The sequence below is a fragment of the Streptomyces sp. NPDC030814 genome, from assembly GCF_055572155.1.
Genome location: NZ_JBVIDX010000033.1, coordinates 62146 through 79929, shown reverse-complemented (window position 1 = coordinate 79929; position 17784 = coordinate 62146). Strand labels below are relative to the sequence as shown.

Here is a 17784-nt window from a genome sequence, read left to right as displayed (position 1 = left end):
GACGCCACCGAAGAAGGCATCCACCGCATCAACCGAAACCCACAACTGCCATGGTCATTCCTCGCCCACACCGGCCTGACCATCCACCCACCACACCCACCGAACTTACGAAAAGATCAGTAGGAACGGCGGAGTCTGGCCGTCAGCAGCAACCTTCATCCGTCTGGATTCGACGAGATCATGCCCAAGACCCTCGCCACCGCGACCGTCGACCGGCTCCTGCATCACGCCCACGTCGTCGTCACGCAGGGCGACAGCCACCGCCTCGCCGAGGCGACCACCGGACGAGGCGTCGTCCCGCTCGGCTGACCCACAAGCGGGGAGATCAACTGTCCGCGAGTGGGGAACTCCTACTGTCCCTTGACAATGCCGGTTCCGTCTCCCCCGGGTGGCTGTGTCGCCCGGCCCGAAGGGACGGTCCCACGTACCGCGACCCGAAGTGATCTGCCCATACCGGCCGCTCATCGTGATGGATCCCAGGATCAGGGTGACCCCCAGCAGCGGCTGTGCACTCGGCCCGACGTCGTCCCGCAGGCGGGACACGCGGCCCGCTCCGTCGATGCGCGGGCTCGCACGACCACCAACTCGCCGTCGAAGCCGACCGCGAACTGGCCGGAGGCGAAGCACACCATCGCCGCGGCGAAGGCTGTGTTGCCGATCAAGATGAGACCCCGACGGGTGTACGCACGGCACCAGACCGCGGCTTCCTCGCGCAGGGCCAGACGATGCGCGCGGCGCAGCTTCTTCACTCGACGGCTGTCCCGCTGTGGTGCGGCGGGTCTGCCGGGCCCTCACGCCGTCTCCGCCGCCCGCCGGTGCGTGACGGTCCGGGACGCGGCTGCCTCACCGGCGGAGCGGCCGGAGAGGCTGCACAGGTGCGCCATGGCGTGAAACGACGCGCTACGGCCTGAGAGCAGCTCCTGCCTCGCGAGTCTGTCCGCCACCGTCCTCGCGAAGTGCCGCCAGCAGATACACGACTTCGTCGAGGGCTGGCGGGCGAGGGCCAGATGAGTCGGTGTGGCGCGTGGCCGGCCGCCACGCGGGAGAGGAACGCTGCTCGCTGGAGGCGTTGCCGAGTCACGGTGAGCACGTCGGGTCCGGCCCGGCCTGATGAACCAAGGCACGGGCCGGGCCCGCCGCCGCGCCGGGGTGCTGTCGGTGGCGGCTGCGAGGCTGGACGGATGAACGGAGACGAGCAGCTGTTGAACGGCCGCGTCTACGGCCACGACCGCGACGACCCCAACCCCGCCCCGCTCCCGCACCGGACCTACGCCGAACTTCGGATGGCGGACCGTGGAAGTCGAGCTGCGACGAGTCGTGTCGGACCCGACACGCGGGGCCCCCTGTTCGTCATCATCGCCGTATGACGGGGGCGACGATGCCGGCGATGGCGGCGAGCGCGCTTATGACGGCGGCGCCTACGCCAGGGGCTGCGAGAGACTCGGATGCTCGCGGGTGAGGTGGACGGCGGCACCGGTGATCAGAAGCCCTACCACCAGGGCGAGGAGAAGCACCACCAGGCGAAGGTCCTGGTGGTCGCGGTCCTGAGGACGGGAGTCGTCCGTGTCGGTGGTTGGCTCTGTTCATGAGAACGGACAGCAGACGTTCACCACTTCGGGAGGCAGCACGGGCGCACCGAGGATTCGAACGCTGCGTGAGGTGTGGCCCGGGGGGTGGCCGCCGAGGTCTCACGGGGGCGGGCAGCCGCAGGGCGGACGCCGACCCCCGTTCGCGCTGGAGCCCGTTGTCGACGTCGTGGCGGCGCTCCGGTTCCGCGGCGGACGAGAAACACCATGGCTCGGCCGCCGCCAAGCTGCGACGATGCTGTTTTTCAGGCGGAGGTCATTTGTTCGTCTTCGTGTGTGCGGGGTGCGGCGCCGAGCTGACCGCCCCGCTGTCCCAGGTGGTCCTGCCGGTCCACGCCCATCAGAAGTACGGGAACGGGATTCAGCTCCCGGTCCTTATGGAGTCGGGCACGTTCGCCGTGGAGCCGGAGCCCTCGGGGCCTCCGTGGCGGAGGTGGGAGGAGATCGATCCGGACGAGCTGGCCGCGCGCGGCATCTACGCGCCGGTCCACGTCCTGTCTGACGGCGCGCCGGGCGCGATCGTCATCGCCCCCGGAGATGTCCGCGGCACCGTGCTGATGCCGGAGAGGTGCGGTGGCTACTGCTGCGGCCTCGATGGCGCTGACGGCCCCAACTTGGCCTGCGAGACGTGCGGCCTGCCCGTGGCGAGCAGGATCGACGACTGCTCGCTCTGGCAGGCGGTGTGGCTCGCCCCTGACGCGGTGCGCCGCCGCCGAGTCGACGGCACCGATGCAGCACCGCTTTCCTGGGCGGAGCTGGAGGCGCAGGGAAAGGGCACGCCTCCGTTCGAGCCGATCATCGCCTGGGACGGACCACGGCTGGGGTTGAACCACGGGTGGTCCTGGAGCCCGCGGTGGGAGGCGGCGGCCGGCCGGGCGCTCGCCCATCTGCTGACGGCGTCGGAGGGCCGGCCGGTGACCGTCCCGGGCGGCCTGACCGAGGAGGTGTTCCAACGCGTCCTCGACACCCTGCTGCCCGCAGGTCCGTCGGCGAGGCGCGCCGTCCTGGCCGGACCGGGGCTGCCCGCCCCCGACGCGGACGTCGACATCCTCATCGTGCCGGTCCATCCGCAGACGGGGGAGACCTGGGCCCCGCCCAACCCGGCCGCCTCGGCACCCCCGGTGCCCCTGCCGTTCGGGGTGTGGTGGTGGTTGGCTTTCCCCGAGCCGCACCTGCCCGCCCCCGCGTCGGGCGTCATGCCCGACGGCGTCCTACGCGACGATCCGCCGGCACCGCACCCCTACAGCCTCTTCAGACCCGACCCGGGAATTTTCTGGCACACCCTGGTCCGGCTACCAGCCGTCCGTAACCAGTGGCTGCGCGGGATCTTGAGAACCTCACGCAGGACACGCGCACGCCTCTTCTAATCAGCCGGCAGTAGACGCAGAGGCTCAGCCTCAGTTGCTGGACGGTCTGGTGCCCGGCTGCCAGTGGCACGTCCTTCAGAGCCCACGGGTGGTGCCGCCACCCGTCCGTGACCTGATTCTCAGCAAGGTGGTCGGCCCGGAAACAGCAGCGGCCGGAGAGGCCATCAGCTGAACCCATCCCGTCGCCGCGACGGTTGACGCTCAGGTGCCGAAGAGGGGCAGCTGGTCGGGGATGGGGTTCTCGCAGGCGGTGCGACGAGGTAATCAGGACATGACCAAGCATCGCTTCCTTGTTGCCCGGCAGTTTGGCGCGGAGCCGTTCAGCTACACGAGGACCTGCCTGGATACCAGCCTGGTCGAGCGGCTTCGGAGCATCTCGTTGGACGACATGACCGACTTGGACGCGGCCTACGAGCTGACCCGGCTTGCCATGGTCGACCTTGAAGCGTTCGGCACGGGCGAAGGCGAGATTCTCGACGACCAGGAGATCGCAGTACTCCTCAGGACCCTGCCCGCCGTGTTGAAGCGTCTCGGCGTCGCCCTCAACCTGCCTTTCCGGGACTTCAAGAGCTTCAAGAGCTACTGGAAAGACCAGGGGATGAGCGACAGCTACGCCGCACGCCGGAGCTACGTCAACGGCGTGTTCGGTCCCGTTCTGGATCAGTTGGACGAGTACCACCCCCATCTGCGGCAGAGCCGCGACCAAACGCGCCGCATCACCGACGTCACTCGCCGTCGGCTTCGCGACGGTCTGGCGGGCGCGTGGTGGGGCGGGACGCTCGATGAGGTGCAGTTCCTCAGCCACGTGTACGACCTCGATGACCTGCCCAGCCACGACTCCGGGTTCGCCCATGCCGCCGGGGACATCTGACAGCACTGCATCAACAATCCCGCAGACTGGGAAGACGACTGGATTCGGCACGACGAGCGGTTCGGCCTGGCTGACGGCGACGAAGCGCTCCTGCGGTTTCTGGCCGAGATGTTGCACCCGGCGGTGCGCACCGATACCGCCGACGTCGAGCGCCTCCATGCATTCTTCAACGAGACGCTGGCGCACGACGGCTACGAGCTCATCGAAGTGGACAGCATCAGCGGCGCACCAGTGTTCGCTGCCCGCACGATCGGCGCCGGCGTGCCGGGCGTCATGAAGAACCTGATCTTCGCCGCGGACGGGCCGAAACCGGAGTTCGTGCTCGGCGATGCCATCAACAACGACGTCCTGATAGTGAAGAACGAGCAGTCCTGCCTCGTGTGCAGTCAGCCGCTCAGCGTGTCCGGCCTGACCTGGGGCGAGATGATCAGCTGGTGGCGGCCCGGGAGTCCCTCCCCGCGGACATGCCGGGCAACGAGGTCGGTCGTGCCCTCTACAAGCGGCTGTGGGCGTCACTGCATAGCGATCCCGAGCGGCCAAAGATGCTCTCGCCCGAGCAGAGGGTGTTCCGCACCTACTGCGAGCTGTACTCCATCAGCGAGACCGGAGCCAGTCACCCGGCGCTGCTGCCGCAGGTGTACCTGCACATGGACCCGAGCAAAACGCGCAAAGATCGCGGCAACAAGGACAGCGCCCTCGCCCGCGAACGCATGGACTGCCTCCTACTGCTCCCCCCGGGCCGAGTTGGTCACCGGCTACCGCCTCGTGCGCTGAGACCCTCGTGCCGGACGGGTCACAGGTCGTTGCCGGCGTAGGCTGCCACCGCGGCTACGACGGTCCCCGCCACGGCCATGAACAGGCCCGCCAGCGCGTCCACCGCCAGATACGTCCCGGCCAGCGGCAGCGCCTCGGGGGAGCGTGTCCGACCAGCGGCTGCCTCCCAGTGCAGCCATACCCGCCGTACAACCCGCCACCCCCATGCCCGCCGTCAGTACGCCGACCACGGGGATACGCAGCCCGTACGGCATCACGAGGTCGGCCAGCGCGCCCGCGCCGGCCAGCCCGGTGGCCGTCGCAAGGGCGGCCGGGATCACGCTCACCGTCCGGTCACTCTCCTGAGCGCTGCCACGATCTCCTCCGGCTGAGGCGGGCACCCGGGCACGGCCGGATCCACCGGTACGACATCGGAAACCGGGCCCTCGAAGCCGTACCCGCCTGCGAACTCCCCGCAGTTGACCGTGCAATCCCCAGGGCCACCACCAGCCGCGGCTCGCCCATTGCGGCGACGGTGCGCCGCAGCGGCTCGGCCATTTTCCGCGTCACCGGCCCGGTCACCAGCGCCAGGTCCGCGTGCCGGGGTGAGGCCACCAGCCGCGCACCATAGCGCTCGGCGTCGTACACCGGGTTGAAGGCGGCGGCGATCTCGATCTCGCAGCCGTAGCAGGAGCCGGCGTCCACGCACCGCATCCGTTCCGACCCGCCGAGCCTGCTCCGCCGCCCCCGGCGGGGCCTCACCCTTCGGGAGCGGCGGAGCAGGCTCGGCGACCCCCGGTGTCGCGGACCTTGCGCAACAGGCCCATGAACCCCTCCCAGAGACGGTGAGGACTCGTCCGTAGATGACCAACGAGTCATCGTGCGACAGGAGTTACGACGCTTTTCCTATGCTTTGCTTCCTATTGGCATAGTTGAGGAGAGTGGGGACAGCCTCCCGCTCCACAGGGCGCTGTCAACTCTCGGGAGACGGTCGTGGTTCCAGGGTCGTCGCTACGACGGCGGCTTCCCCTCGCCCTGCGCGGCCTGCAGATCGGCCAGCAGCTCGGCCTGGCCGGCGAGCACCCCTGACAGGATGCTCCGCGCGACCCGGAGCAGCTCCGCGACCTGCGGGCTGGTCAGCGAGTAGTACACGGTCGAGCCCTCCTTGCGGGTCATGACCAGATTCGCCCGCCGCAGCACGGCCAGCTGCTGGGACAGATGTGCGGGCTCGATGCCCACCTCGGGCAGCATCTCCGCCACAGCGTGCTCGCGCTCGCTCAGCAGCTCCAGCACCCGGATGCGGGCAGGATGACCCAGCGTCTTGAAGAACTCGGCCTTCAGCTGGTACAGCGGCGTACTCATCGTGCCGCCTCCTCCCCGACACAACAGCACGGCCCCACCGGCCGGAGCTCGGCGCATTGCATCCACCCACTCGTCAAGAACATGCGGCCCATCCTCGCCTGCGGCACCGGCCACAACGAACCCGCGGGCCGGAAGCCGAGCCGCCGAATCCAGAGCTAATGACCTCATGAATTGCTAACATTAGCAATTCATGAGGTCTCGTGAGGAGGTTTGTGTGAGGATCACCCCGCTGCGCGGCATCGGCGTCACGTGGTTCAAGTGCCCCGCTTGCCGTCTCAAGTGCCGCCCCACTGCGGTGGGCCCGGACGGCGCCTGCCCGCGCTGCGGCCATGCCCGCATGCTCCGGCTGTCCTTCGGCGAGCATCCCGCTCAGCCGGACCGGAACATCGATCCGGCGTCCGGCACCCACCGGATCTGATCCGCACACGGCACGAGCATCAGGGGGAGCGATGGCTGGCTGGGACGCCCAATCCGGCGGCGGTATCCGTTTCGAGTGGGGCCCTGCGGGCGCAAGCCGTCTCGCTCTGAGGTGGCCTGTCTGGTCGCCGTCGATGTGCTGTCGTTCACCACGGCGGTGAGCGTCGCCGTCGCCAAGGGCATTCGTGTCCTTCCCTTCTGGTGGCCTCCCGCAGCCGCGCCTGAGGACGAGCGGACGGGCGCCGCGAAGGCCGCCGCGGCCCATGCCCGGCACTCGGGCGCCCGGCTGGCTGTCGACCGGGATGACGTCACACCCGCTGCCCCCTGCTCCCTGTCGCCCACGCACCTGCGAGCGGCCCCCTTCGTCGCCCGCCTGGTGCTGCCCTCGCCCAACGGTGCGTCCATCGCAGCCGCCACGCCGCCGACTGTGCAGCTGGTCGCCGCCTGTCTGCGGGACATCATCGCGGTCGGCAGCTGGCTCACCTCCCGGGGCTACGGCACCCCGCAGCGCCCCGTCGCGGTGATCGCCGCGGGCGAGCAGTGGCCGGACGGCCGTCTGCGCCCCGCTCTGGAGGACCTGCTCGGCGCGGGCGCCGTCATCTGCTACCTGTACGCCCAGGGCGCGGGTCCGCTCTCTGCGGAGGCCGCCGCCGCGAAAGCGAGCCATGAAGGCACCGCCGACATCGCCCACGCGGTCACCACCAGTACGTCCGGCCGCCGGCTCACCACGTTCGTCGAGGACGTGGCGATCGCCACCGACGAGGACGCCGTCACCCTCGCGCCGGTGCGCGACGGTGACGGCGCCTTTCCCCCTGGCTGAAGCGCCGGCTGGAGGCCCTGCGAAGACCGCCCGGGGCGTCGTCCCGGGCGGGCGGAACAGCGAGGCAGCGGGGTCAAGCCTTCTTGACCACGCTGGACTTGAGCTGCATGGCGCCGAAGCCGTCGACCTTGCAGTCGATGTCGTGGCCGTCCACGCCGTCGACGAGGCGGATGTTGCGTACCTTGGTGCCCGCCTTGATCCCGGTCGGGCTGCCCTTGACCTTCAGCGTCTTGACCACCGTCACGGTGTCACCGTCGGCGAGCACGTTGCCGACCGCGTCCCGGATCACCTCGTCCCGGGAGGCGCCTGCGGATTGCTCGGAGGGCGACCATTCGTGCCCGCACTCGGGGCAGACCAGCAGCGCGCCCATCTCGTAGGTGTACGCACCGGAGCATGCGGGGCAGGCAGGAAGGTTGTTGTCACTCATGGCACAGGGGTCTTTCCGTCAGTGAGCCGATATGGGGAACAGGGGGTCAGGTGGGCCAGCCGTCGGTGCGCCACGCCTGCTGCCCCTCTTCGGGAGCCGACGAGTGCCGGGCGTGGGCGGCGAGGGCGCCGGCCAGGTCGCAGTGGACGGGGATGTCCGGGCAGTCGCCGGGCGGGACCAGCGAGCCGTCGGCGGGGATGGCGGCCAGTTCCAGGCTACGGCCCGCCCCGGCGAGTCGGCGTGCGGCCTCGGTGATGGCCAGCTGGCCTTCGGCGGACCAGCTGCGCAGGTCGGTCAGGTCGAGGATGACCGATCCGGTGCCGCGGGCGACGACCCAGCCGATCGCACCGGCGAAGCGGTGTACCGCGTCCGGGCCCAGGTATCCGGCAACGGAGAGGATGCCGAGATCCTGCTCGATGGTGTAGCGCCACTCGATGGTCATGGGGTGAACGTCCTTGCGGTGCGGCCCGTCGGATTCAGTAGGGGAAGGGATTCTCAGAGCGGGAGGGTGACCCAGATGCTTTTGCCCCGACCGTCGGCGTCCGCGCGGACGACCGCGCTGCCGCCCTGGCCCAGGGTCAGCTCCATGACGGTGGCCAGCCCGCCGCTCCCGCCTCCATCGGGCGTGCCGTGCAGTGGGGGCTGGTAAGGGTGCCGGTCGTGGACGGCGAAGGCTAGGCAGTCCCGGCCGGCCGCGTAGATCACGGTCAGCTGAGGGGAGCAGCCGGCGGCGTGCCGGACGCTGTTGGTCACCAGCTCACTCAGGATCAGCAATGCCGGATTCACGGCCGGGTGCCGCAGGCCGATCCCCCATTCGACCAGAGCCTGTTCGGCCGTCTCGCGGGCCGTGCGCACGGCGGCCGGCATGGCCTGCATGGTGAGCACATGCCGGTAGGGGAGGGCTTCCAGCTGTGAGGACATCACGCCTCCGCGCGGGCGAGGCGGAAGCCGCTGACCGTCTTGGGGTGCAGGCGCAGCAGGGTGTCGTGCGGGCCGTGGGTCCAGCCGGGCAGGGTGCGCCGGTAGTGGGCGGCCTCGTCGGGGTCGACGATCACCTCGGCGGCGCCGGACACGGTGACCGTCCAGCCGGTGCCGGCTACGGCGCGGATCTCGTCCACCTGGTACGTCGCCGTCGCGGGCACCGTCACCGGCGCGGCCGGGACCGGCGTACGCACTACCAGGCGGCCGAACTCCCACACGTGCCGGCCGGGCCGTACCACGGTCAGATGCCGCTGCACATACACCAGTCGGCCCAGACTGCTGCCTTCCAGCAGCCACAGGGTTTCCGCTCCGGAGACCTCGACCATACGCAAGGAGGCGGGGGAAAAGCTCATCGGAGGGCTTCCTCGCTGGAGGTTCGGAGCTGCTCGGCGGCAAGAGCGGGCAGGACGCCTGCCGCCGCCAGGTGGTCACGGGCAGCCAGGATCGCCTCGGGTGTGGTGGCGTACTCCCGGCCCTCGTGCCGCAGCAGTTCCAGCGCGCCGACGGAGTCCAGGACCTGGCGCTGGCCGGTGCGGATCCCGGAGGCCAGGACGAGGATGCCGCGCCCTGTCAGCTTCTGCACCGCGTCCTTCAGGACGAGGGCACCGGTGGCGTCCATCGTCGACACGCGGGACATGCGCAGGATGACGACTCGTACGTCGGCCACGTCGGTCAGCTCCAGCAGGAAGCGGTGGGCGGCGGCGAAGAACAGCGGCCCGTCGATGCGGTAGGCGACGATATGCTCGGCCAGCAGGGCGTGTTCCTCGGCGCTGTGGTCGCCCCGGTCGAGCGGCACCTGGTCGAGGCGGGCCTGTTTGGCCACGGCATGCAGGGCGAGGGCGCCCGCAACGACCAGGCCGATGATCACCGCGTACACGAGGTCCAGTACGAGGGTCGCGACCGCGGTCAGGACGAGGATCAGCGCATCGGAGCGGGTGGCCTTGGCCAGCGCCCTGAGCGAGCCGACCTCGACCATGCGGATGGCGGTGGCGGTCAGCACGCCGGTCGGACCGTACTCGCCGACGATCGGCACCAGCACGCCGGTCATGGCCCCGGTGGGCCCGGACACCTGGAGGTTGGACCCGCCGAACACGGCAGCGAGCGCGCCGGCGACCACTGCGGTCGCCAGGCCCGCCTCCGCGCCGAGACCGGAGGAGACACCGAAGCCGAGCGCGAGCGGCAGCGCCACGATCGTCACGGTCAGTCCGGCGAGCAGGTCCCGCCGCGGGGCGCGCCGCATGGCCGCCAGGTCGGCACGAGTGGGGAGGAGTGTTGTAAGCCGGGACTTTGCCCGGTTGATCGCCGAGGTCATCGCGCGGGGACCTCGGCTTCCCGCAGCTGGGCCAGCAGCTCGCCTTGCCCGGCGAGCATCTCGGTCAGGATCCGCCGCGCGGCCCTCATCAGGTCCGCGACGTCCCAGCCCGCCAGTTCATAGACGACCGTCGAGCCCTCCCGGGTCGAGGTGACGATCCCGGACCGGCGCAGCACCGCCAGCTGCTGCGACAGGCCGGACGGCTCCACCTCGATCGCAGCCAGCAGGTCCCGCACCGGTCGCGGTCCCTCCTGCAGCAGTTCCAGCACCCGGACCCGTACGGGATGCCCCAGCATCCGGAAGAACTCGGCCTTGGCCTGGTACAGCGGAACGGACACAACCCCTCGGCTTCCCCTATGACACCCCGCCTCGGGGCGGACACGACTGCGCTGAGCCCGCGGCTACCGGTGGAGCGGGCACAGCCCACCCAGCATCTAGCCAATTGCGAAATTTTGCAATTCAGCATTCCGCGAAGTCGGCCGGGCTGCCGCACTCCGGGCGCGCCGTTGAAGAGATCGATGTGAAGCGCCCGCGGGCCGCAACGGTCGGCGGGAACCCGCGGGCTCCGGCCAAGGCGAGGCCGTCGTATGTGCTGTCAATGATTTGGCGGCAGCGGGTCTAGTGCTGCAATGGTGCTTGCCGTGACTGCTGGCCGGCTCGGTCGTTGGTGTGGTTATGGGTGGGGACCTTGCTGATGTCCAGGCTGTGGGCCGGTGAACGGGATGTGCTGCACGAGCGGTTCGTGCACCGGTTCAACCGGGAGGAGCCCCGTCAGTCGGCGCTGGCTTACATGCGGGGGCTCGTTGCGCGGCTGGAGCGGAAGAACGGCTGGACGCCGGCGGAGGAAGCCGGGCACGCGGGCCCCGATCGCGTCCACCGGTTGCTGAACCGAATCGAGTGGGACGCCGACGAGGTCCTGGCCGACGTACGCAACTACGTGGTGGAACACCTCGGAGACCCCGAGGCCGTCCTGATCGTCGATGACACCGGTTTTCTGAAGAAGGGCGTCCGATCGGCCGGCGTCCAGCGGCAGTACTCCGGCACCGCCGGACGCACCGAGAACTGCCAGATCGGTGTGTTCCTCGCCTACGCCACCGGCCACGGACGCACGCTGATCGACCGGCGGCTGTATCTGCCCACCTCCTGGACGGACGACCACGAGCGCTGCCGCCTGGCCGGCATCGACGAGACCGTGGGCTTCGAGACGAAGGTGGCCATGGCCAAGGCAATGGTCCGAAAGGCCATCGCCGACCGGATCCCGTTCGGATGGGTGACGGCGGACGCCGCTTACGGCTACAACAAGGGCTGGCGGTTCGAGCTGGAGCAGGCCGACGTCTTCCATGTCATGGCCACCACCCGCCACGACACGGTCGTCACTCGCTGGTCCATCGATCATCCCGTGCACGAGCTGTTTCCCGGCCTGCCGCGGCAGAAGTGGAAGCGCCGTTCCTGCGGTGAAGGAGCCCACGGGGCGGATCTACGACTGGGCCCGCGTCGAGGTGCGGCCCTGGCACCGCGAGGACCGCCGGCACTGGGTTCTCGCCCGCCGCAGCGTGAGCAGGCCCGAGGAGATCTCCTACTACGTCGCCTACGGCCCCGCCGGCACCACGCTGGATGAGCTGATCCGCATCGCGGGCAGCCGGTGGGCCGTTGAGGAGTGCTTCCAAAGCGCGAAGCAGGAGTGCGGCCTGGACGACTATCAAGTCCGCCGCTATCCCGGCTGGCACCGCCACATGACCCTCGCCATGGCCGCCCACGCCTGCCTGACCGTCCTGCGGGCCCGGGAACTGGACACCGAGAAAGCAGAAACGGATCCTCCCAGCTCATCCACCTCAGCCTCGCCGAGATCCGACGACTGATCACCCGCCTCACCGACCGCCGCCCCACCCCGGTCGACGACGTCCTGCACTGGTCACACTGGCGACGACGACGCCAGTACCAAGCCCGCATCAGCCACTACCAACGACGCGGACACAGCCCCTGAAAACTGCCCAGTACTCAGAACAAGCACCGTTGCAGTACTAGCCGAGAGGGCAAATCACGTAGCCATACGTCTCATGCAGCCTCCTGGATCGCGGTCCAGCCCGCGCTGTTGAGTCTCGTCGCCGGGAGCCACCATGTCCGGACGCGCCTTGCCCTTGGTCCGCCGGAGCGCCCTCAGGGTGGCCGTGCCAGAGATCCTCCAGTCGCCGTTCCTCCACGCGGCGCCCAGCAGAGCGTGGGTGTAGGGGGAGGACTCCTTGGCTGTCTCGCCGTTCTTCTGCACAGCGCGGGACAGCATCCACAGGTTGACCTCGTCCGGGGACTCTTTGATGATCTGGTAGCCGACCGTGTAGTTGCGCACGTAGGCCCCGCTCGGCAGGTCACTCCCCGGTCGTAGGGCCATCCGACGCCGCAGCTTCTCGTCGGTTTGGCGGGCACTGAGTTCCACCCGCTCGGCCGCCTCCGCGGACTTCTCGGAGGGGAGCAGGTACGAGTCGTAGATCCCCAGTTGCTCGTCCACCAGCGTCCAGTTTCCCTCGAAGCTGGTGGTGTTTGATGCGGACAGCATCGCCACGGCACCCTCGGTGGTGTGCGGGAAACCGACCTCGTTGGCGTTGTCGTCGGTGCGCCCCCCCGCGGAAGCGCCACCCACCGCTTCCCCTGGGAGAAACCGGCTTTGCCATAGGCTCATGCCCGCCCGGGTTCGCCGGGGGTTCAGGGACCTGTGCATGAACACCGGCTCCCTGGCCAGCGCACCGAACCGGTCTCGTCCCGGGCCTGGCCGGCCGCCAGCTTCGAAGAACCGCCGCCCGGCCATCCGTCATGACGTGGGCAGAGTCCTCGCCACCGGCGAGGCGTAGAGCCGACCCGACCACCACAAGAAGGGCATCAAACCACGGGCTGCTGATGGTTACGCTCACCTGGTGCACCGGTCACACCACTGGCGCCCAATTGTGTATGCCCTGAAGGACAATTCACACCCCCATTCGCCTTCCGTACCGTGCGCCCCATGAGAAGAAGTCTCATCACCACAGCCACGGCAACCACCGCGGCGGCGGCCATTCTGCTCACCGCGGCCCCCGCTAACGCATCCATCCACAAGACCAAGCCCAAGTCGTGGAACTGCGGCTTCGACGACGCATGTACCAAGAACACCCGCAGCGGGCCGGGATCGGCGAAGGTCTACCGCTGGTACCTCGGGGACTTCGAGGACACCCTGATACGCGCGGGCAACCGCAAGTACGGGCTTGAGCACATCAAGCGCGGCGGCTCCACCGGCAACAAGGCCAACCACCCCTACAACGGCTACGCGATGCGCCTGTGGGACAAGGCCATCAACAACTTCGCCAAGGGCAGCAAGGGCCACGTCAACAAGGTGTCCACCACCCACACCTACAAGTACGGGCGCGGGAAAAAGAAGCGCACGATGTGCGTGGTCACGATGGGACGTGACCTCAAGCTCGACGGCAAGAACTACGGCCTGACGGGCATCTGGACCGCCTATTGGGTCAAGGGGCACGTAGGCTGGAAGGGCTGTAAGAAGGGCTGACAAGGCAAGGGGGCGCGGGGTGAATCCGTGGCAGGAAGGGGACTGGGTGGTTTCCACCGTCCCCACCGACAACCCAGGCGACCTCGTGGGCCAGGTCGTCATGATCACCGCTCATGACGAAGTCCTCGTCGACTTCGAGGACAGCAGCGGCGGGTACGCGCCCGGCGAACTCGCCCCCGCCCCCCGTACCGCCGAAGACTTGGCGGGGCTGCGCACGGCCCTGCTCCCCTACCGGCGCCTTGAGGAGGGCCGCAAGCAGCCGGTCACCGCCACACTCGAGGAAACCCAGGCCATCGCCTTCACAGCCCAGAGCGCCGACAAGGTGCACGCCGCAGGCCCTGAGGGGCGGCGCCTGCGCCTGCTCGACATCAGCGAACGCCGCGCCGACTTCACCCCGCCTGCCCCGCCTGCCCCGCCTGCCCCGCCCGCCCCACCCGCCGGTGACTGGTATGACGCCGCGTGCCCGCCGCCCGCCGCCGCACCCGCGCACGTGCACCTCGCCTGGTCCCTGAAACAGACGTGCCGCTTCGTCGGCGCCCAGGGCGACCTGCCCGTACTCCTGGGCTGCGAGACCTCTCCCGCCTACGACACGGCCGACCTGCTCATGTCCTACCGGGCCCGCGTCTGGCGGGTGCGTCTGCCGCTGGTCTGGCCCGAGCCCGCCGACGGCACAAGCGGCCCCCTGCACGCCCTGGCCTTCCACCTGGACGAGTTGTTCACCGACGGCCAGATCCTCAAGGAAACCCCGCGCCGCCGACGCCGCCCAGGAATTCCATACGTGGACGGCCACGTCATCCATCCTTTCGGCGCCCCCGTCGCACAGCGGTAGCGTGAGGCGGAACGCAGCGAGCCGGTGCTGGAGACGGGGTGCCTCTATGTTCTTCGTCAAGCGTGTGGGCAGCTTCGGCCTGAGGTTCCATCTTCTTCGTGGGGCATGAGGCTGTCTGGTCGTGCCAGAGATGATGAGTGGGTTGGAGGCGGCCTTGGCTGAGGCGTCGTCTCCTTCAGGACGCAACGTGTTCGTGCCGGGCGTGACCTTGCTTCCTTCGCCGATGTTCTTGAGGCCGCGGAAGCACTGGTGGAGCTGCTGGACGTCGAGGACACGGCGGTGACTCGGCAGACGGCAGAGGCCATGGCCCGGGTGGGACGGTGATCGCCGTAAGGCTCATCACTCTCGCGTGATGCCGATCCCGAAACCGGCCGCGAGCCGGGCGTAGGGCTGGCCGTCGCGCAGGTGGGCGAGGGTGAGCAGAGCCTGTCGGTCTGCGTTCAGGCGCCGCCATCGGGTGCCGAGAGCGCGGCGGTGTTCCCTCAGACGGGCGGCCAGGAAGCGCAGGGCCGAGCAGGACACGTCGATGCCGGACGGGTGGACAAGCATGCGAAGCCTCTGGTGGTGACGGTTCTCTTGGTCGAAAACCCATCTACCAGGGGCTTCATCTGTCTGCCAACCCAACTCCCCAGCTGGCATGGGAGGTTGGAAAGAGCTCACTGTCTGTGAGGAGGGTGTGTCCGAGCAAATCGAAAGCTGCGCCGTAGTTCGTTGTTCCACTCGCGCTCAGTACCGGCACCTGGTTGACCTCGGTCAGGCACGGCTTCGAGGCGCGAGCCGTGCGTCACCGAGGGCGCTGGATACAGGACGTTAACGTCCATGACCCTCACCGGAGACTCTCCGGCCTCACCATCGCCATTACCTGTCGTTCGACAGGTATTCCCGATCGTAGGTGCGGTCATGAACCGGTCAGAGCTCACCCCTGAATCACGTCCCGCCGACAGCGATACGACGGCCAGTCCCGCTCTCGGCGGCTACCAGCAGGAACTGCGCCGCGGCATGGGCAGCTTCGCCTCGTTCGCGGCGGGCTTCTCCTTCGTGTCGATCCTCACCACCGTCTTCCAGCTCTTCGGCCTCGGCTTCAGCCTGGGCGGGGCGGCGTTCTTCTGGACCTGGCCGTTGGTCTTCGTGGGCCAGCTGCTGGTCGCGCTCTGTTTCGCCGAGCTGGCGGCGCGTTGGCCCATCTCCGGTGCGATCTACCAGTGGTCGAGCCGGCTGTCCGGCACCACCGCCGGCTGGTTCACCGGCTGGATCATGATCATCGGACAGATCCTCACCGTCGCGGCGGCCGCGATCGCCGCACAGGCCGTGCTGCCCGCCATCTGGTCGGGCTTCCAGATGGTCGGCGGAGCGGACGCCGACCCGTCCGTCGCCTCCCCGACCGGCGCTCAGAACGCCGTTCTCCTGGGCTGCCTCCTGCTGGTGATCACCACCGTGGTGAACATCCTCGGCATCCGCCAGATGGCCACCGCCACCAGCTTCGGCGTCACCGTCGAGATCGTCGGCGTGATCGCGCTGGTCCTGGTCCTCTTCCTCCTCCCCGAGCGCGGCCCGCAGGTGGTGGCCCACCACACCGGCTGGACCGGCGACGGCGGCTACTTCGGGGCCTTCCTCGCATCCTCGCTGATGGCGGCGTACGTCATGGTCGGCTTCGACTCGGCGGGCGAACTGGCGGAGGAGACGCACAGTCCGCGCCGTACCGTGCCCCGGACCATCCTGCGGGCGCTGGTCTTCTCGGGCATCGGCGGTGCGCTGCTCATCCTCTCCGGGCTCATGGCGGCGCGCAGCCTGACCGACGGCAACCTGGCCACCGGCGGCCTCTCCTGGGTCCTCACCGACCGGCTCGGAGACGTTCTGGGCCGACTGCTCCTGTGCTGCGTGGCTGTCGCGGTGTTCGTCTGCACCCTGGCCGTGCAGACCTCCGGTGCCCGAATGATCTACTCCATGGCGCGCGAGGGCGCCCTGCCCTTCCACCGGCACCTCGGCAAGGTCTCGGCCCGCACCGGTACGCCGATCACCACGTCGATCGTGGTGGGGGTGGGCGCCGCGATCGCGCTCCTGGTCAACGTCCGTCAGTCGGCCATCTTCACCGCCCTCTCCAGTCTCTGTATCGCCATGCTCTACCTGGCCTACCTGGGCGTGACCCTGCCGCTTCTGGTGTCCCGTATCCGCAAGCGCAGCGCCGACCCCTTCCCGGACGGCGTCGACGAGGCGGGCCGGCCGCTGTTCTCCCTGGGCCGTTGGGGAACAGCGGTCAACGCCCTCGCCGTCCTCTTCCAGGTCGGCATGGTGCTCAACCTCGTATGGCCCCGACCGGAGATCTACGACCTCACCGAGGGCACCTGGTGGCTGCGGTGGAGCGCTCTGCTCTTCATCGGACTCAGCCTCGCCGTCGGCGCCGTCTTCTTCCTCACCCGCCGACTGCACCGCCACATCGAGCTGAGGCACATCCCTCACACGCACATCGAGTCGACCGGTGAGGCCGTTCCCGAGCCCGCCTGACGACGGCCCAGCCCCCGGTGACCGACCACCGGACACACCGACGACACACCGACGAAAGGATGACGGGACACCCATGACCACGGCCGAAGGGTCGACGGCCGCCGAGCCGCACCACCCACACCCCGGAGAACAGCCCACCCAGGGCGGTCACGAGAAGCACCCCACCGGGCAGACAGCCGCCGGCGTGCGGGACCTGCATCTGACCGAAAGTGTCCGCAGCGCCCGCGACGACGCCCGGGCCCAGAGCGGACTGACAAGCGAGTGGATGCCGTACCTTCCCGCGTCCGGCAGTCCGTACTGTCCGCCGGGTGTCGATCCGGAGGCCCTGCTGTGGGCGGAGACGGTGGCACCCGGCGGCTACACCCACAAGGTTCTCGCCCGTGGCACCCGGCTGCGGTTCGACGACCCGACCGGCGACGCCTGCGCCCACCTGCTGCTCTTCAACGCCCTGGAACCGGTCGAGCGACTCAACGTCGCCGACACCCAGAAGATTCCGTGGCAGGCCTACCTGGGCGAGAACCACCCGTTGCTGTCCGGCGACGGCCGGGTCATGGCCGTGATCACCGGCGACTCGTCCGACCGGCACGACGCCTTCTGCGGCACCACGACCGACACCTGGAACCAGCACAAGTACGGTGACGCCCGTCCCGAGGGACCGTCCCCGTCAGGTCGCGGACTCTTCGTCAAGGCGGCGGCCAAACACGGCCTGAGCCGACGGGATCTGCCGCCCGGCATCTCCTTCTTCCAGGGCGTACGCGTCGAGCCGGACGGCACCCTCGCCTGGCGGGGCAGCGCGGGCGCCGGCGCCCATGTCGAACTCACCGCGGAGATGCCCTTGCTGGTGCTGATCGCCAACGTCGCCCACCCACTGGACCCGCGCCCCGAGTACGTCGTAGGACCTCTGCGCGTACACGCCTGGCGCGGCACCCCGACCGGCCCTGACGAGCCGCGGTTCACCGCCACGCCAGAACTGCACCGGGCGTACCTCAACACCGTCGACTACTGCGAAGCCCGAGGACTGTGAC

At 69.2% G+C, this 17784-nt stretch carries 18 protein-coding genes and 5 pseudogenes; 12 read left to right on the top strand and 11 right to left on the bottom strand.

Annotated features, from left to right (window positions below; genetic code table 11):
* Positions 1–123 precede the first annotated feature (123 nt).
* Positions 124–309 (top strand): annotated as a pseudogene (locus tag ACZ43N_RS38965) (ATP-binding protein); the annotation flags it as partial.
* Between the two features lie 173 nt (positions 310–482).
* Here ACZ43N_RS38965 and ACZ43N_RS38960 read toward each other — a convergent pair.
* Positions 483–749, bottom strand: coding sequence for a hypothetical protein (locus tag ACZ43N_RS38960; protein ID WP_468104083.1), 267 nt, complete (start codon positions 747–749; stop codon positions 483–485).
* A gap of 432 nt (positions 750–1181) precedes the next feature.
* Here ACZ43N_RS38960 and ACZ43N_RS38955 point away from each other — a divergent pair, with 432 nt between their 5' ends.
* The 4 genes and pseudogenes from ACZ43N_RS38955 (at position 1182) to ACZ43N_RS38940 (ending at position 4598) form a co-directional block, all read left to right on the top strand.
* Positions 1182–1367: a hypothetical protein gene (locus ACZ43N_RS38955; protein WP_468104089.1), complete on the top strand. Its 186-nt coding sequence runs from the start codon at positions 1182–1184 to the stop codon at positions 1365–1367.
* A 78-nt stretch (positions 1368–1445) separates the two neighbouring features.
* A complete protein-coding gene (locus tag ACZ43N_RS38950; protein ID WP_468104082.1) occupies positions 1446–1589 on the top strand; it encodes a hypothetical protein in 144 nt (47 codons plus the stop codon).
* A 257-nt stretch (positions 1590–1846) separates the two neighbouring features.
* On the top strand, positions 1847–2953 hold the full coding sequence (locus tag ACZ43N_RS38945) for a hypothetical protein (protein WP_468104081.1): 1107 nt from the start codon (positions 1847–1849) through the stop codon (positions 2951–2953).
* Between the two features lie 232 nt (positions 2954–3185).
* A pseudogene (locus ACZ43N_RS38940) lies at positions 3186–4598 on the top strand (AbiJ-related protein).
* A gap of 322 nt (positions 4599–4920) precedes the next feature.
* Here ACZ43N_RS38940 and ACZ43N_RS38935 read toward each other — a convergent pair.
* Both ACZ43N_RS38935 and ACZ43N_RS38930 read right to left on the bottom strand, forming a co-directional pair.
* Positions 4921–5291, bottom strand: a pseudogene (locus ACZ43N_RS38935) (NADH-quinone oxidoreductase subunit B family protein).
* A gap of 297 nt (positions 5292–5588) precedes the next feature.
* Entirely contained in the window at positions 5589–5939 is a 351-nt protein-coding gene (locus ACZ43N_RS38930; RefSeq protein ID WP_468104079.1) for an ArsR/SmtB family transcription factor, read from the bottom strand.
* A gap of 214 nt (positions 5940–6153) precedes the next feature.
* Here ACZ43N_RS38930 and ACZ43N_RS38925 point away from each other — a divergent pair, with 214 nt between their 5' ends.
* Complete coding sequence (locus ACZ43N_RS38925; protein ID WP_468104078.1) at positions 6154–6357, top strand: hypothetical protein; 204 nt, start codon at positions 6154–6156, stop codon at positions 6355–6357.
* A 111-nt stretch (positions 6358–6468) separates the two neighbouring features.
* A complete protein-coding gene (locus ACZ43N_RS38920) occupies positions 6469–7176 on the top strand; it encodes a 2-phosphosulfolactate phosphatase (RefSeq protein ID WP_468104076.1) in 708 nt (235 codons plus the stop codon).
* A 73-nt stretch (positions 7177–7249) separates the two neighbouring features.
* Here ACZ43N_RS38920 and ACZ43N_RS38915 read toward each other — a convergent pair whose 3' ends face one another.
* From ACZ43N_RS38915 to ACZ43N_RS38890, 6 genes are read right to left on the bottom strand one after another with little or no spacing between them, the layout of a single operon-like run.
* Entirely contained in the window at positions 7250–7603 is a 354-nt protein-coding gene (locus ACZ43N_RS38915; protein ID WP_468104074.1) for a zinc ribbon domain-containing protein YjdM, read from the bottom strand.
* Between the two features lie 46 nt (positions 7604–7649).
* Complete coding sequence (locus ACZ43N_RS38910; protein ID WP_468104072.1) at positions 7650–8045, bottom strand: STAS domain-containing protein; 396 nt, start codon at positions 8043–8045, stop codon at positions 7650–7652.
* Positions 8046–8098: 53 nt separating this feature from the next.
* Complete coding sequence (locus ACZ43N_RS38905; RefSeq protein ID WP_468104071.1) at positions 8099–8524, bottom strand: ATP-binding protein; 426 nt, start codon at positions 8522–8524, stop codon at positions 8099–8101.
* Positions 8524–8937: a pyridoxamine 5'-phosphate oxidase family protein gene (locus ACZ43N_RS38900; protein ID WP_468104069.1), complete on the bottom strand. Its 414-nt coding sequence runs from the start codon at positions 8935–8937 to the stop codon at positions 8524–8526. The genes ACZ43N_RS38905 and ACZ43N_RS38900 overlap by 1 nt, the downstream gene beginning before the upstream one ends.
* Positions 8934–9896, bottom strand: a complete 963-nt coding sequence (locus ACZ43N_RS38895; RefSeq protein WP_468104067.1) for an STAS domain-containing protein — start codon at positions 9894–9896, stop codon at positions 8934–8936. The genes ACZ43N_RS38900 and ACZ43N_RS38895 overlap by 4 nt, the downstream gene beginning before the upstream one ends.
* A complete protein-coding gene (locus ACZ43N_RS38890; protein ID WP_468104066.1) occupies positions 9893–10234 on the bottom strand; it encodes an ArsR/SmtB family transcription factor in 342 nt (113 codons plus the stop codon). Before ACZ43N_RS38890 ends, ACZ43N_RS38895 begins: the two co-directional genes overlap by 4 nt.
* A gap of 337 nt (positions 10235–10571) precedes the next feature.
* Here ACZ43N_RS38890 and ACZ43N_RS38885 point away from each other — a divergent pair.
* A pseudogene (locus ACZ43N_RS38885) lies at positions 10572–11755 on the top strand (IS701 family transposase).
* Positions 11756–11934: 179 nt separating this feature from the next.
* Here ACZ43N_RS38885 and ACZ43N_RS38880 read toward each other — a convergent pair.
* Positions 11935–12531 carry a hypothetical protein gene (locus tag ACZ43N_RS38880; protein WP_468104065.1) on the bottom strand — a complete coding sequence of 199 codons (597 nt, stop codon included), beginning with the start codon at positions 12529–12531 and terminating at the stop codon, positions 11935–11937.
* Positions 12532–12888: 357 nt separating this feature from the next.
* Here ACZ43N_RS38880 and ACZ43N_RS38875 point away from each other — a divergent pair, with 357 nt between their 5' ends.
* Positions 12889–13428, top strand: coding sequence for a hypothetical protein (locus ACZ43N_RS38875; protein WP_468104063.1), 540 nt, complete (start codon positions 12889–12891; stop codon positions 13426–13428).
* A 46-nt stretch (positions 13429–13474) separates the two neighbouring features.
* Positions 13475–14257, top strand: a complete 783-nt coding sequence (locus ACZ43N_RS38870) for a hypothetical protein (RefSeq protein WP_468104061.1) — start codon at positions 13475–13477, stop codon at positions 14255–14257.
* 351 nt (positions 14258–14608) lie between these two features.
* On the opposite strand, the pseudogene ACZ43N_RS38865 reads toward ACZ43N_RS38870, so the two are convergent.
* Positions 14609–14806, bottom strand: a pseudogene (locus tag ACZ43N_RS38865) (transposase family protein); the annotation flags it as partial.
* Positions 14807–15157: 351 nt separating this feature from the next.
* On the opposite strand from ACZ43N_RS38865, the gene ACZ43N_RS38860 reads away from it, so the two are divergent.
* Together ACZ43N_RS38860 and ACZ43N_RS38855 are read left to right on the top strand one after the other, a co-directional pair.
* Positions 15158–16759 carry an amino acid permease gene (locus ACZ43N_RS38860; RefSeq protein WP_468104060.1) on the top strand — a complete coding sequence of 534 codons (1602 nt, stop codon included), beginning with the start codon at positions 15158–15160 and terminating at the stop codon, positions 16757–16759.
* Positions 16760–16832: 73 nt separating this feature from the next.
* Positions 16833–17783 carry an urea amidolyase associated protein UAAP1 gene (locus tag ACZ43N_RS38855; RefSeq protein WP_468104058.1) on the top strand — a complete coding sequence of 317 codons (951 nt, stop codon included), beginning with the start codon at positions 16833–16835 and terminating at the stop codon, positions 17781–17783.
* Position 17784: the final 1 nt, after the last annotated feature.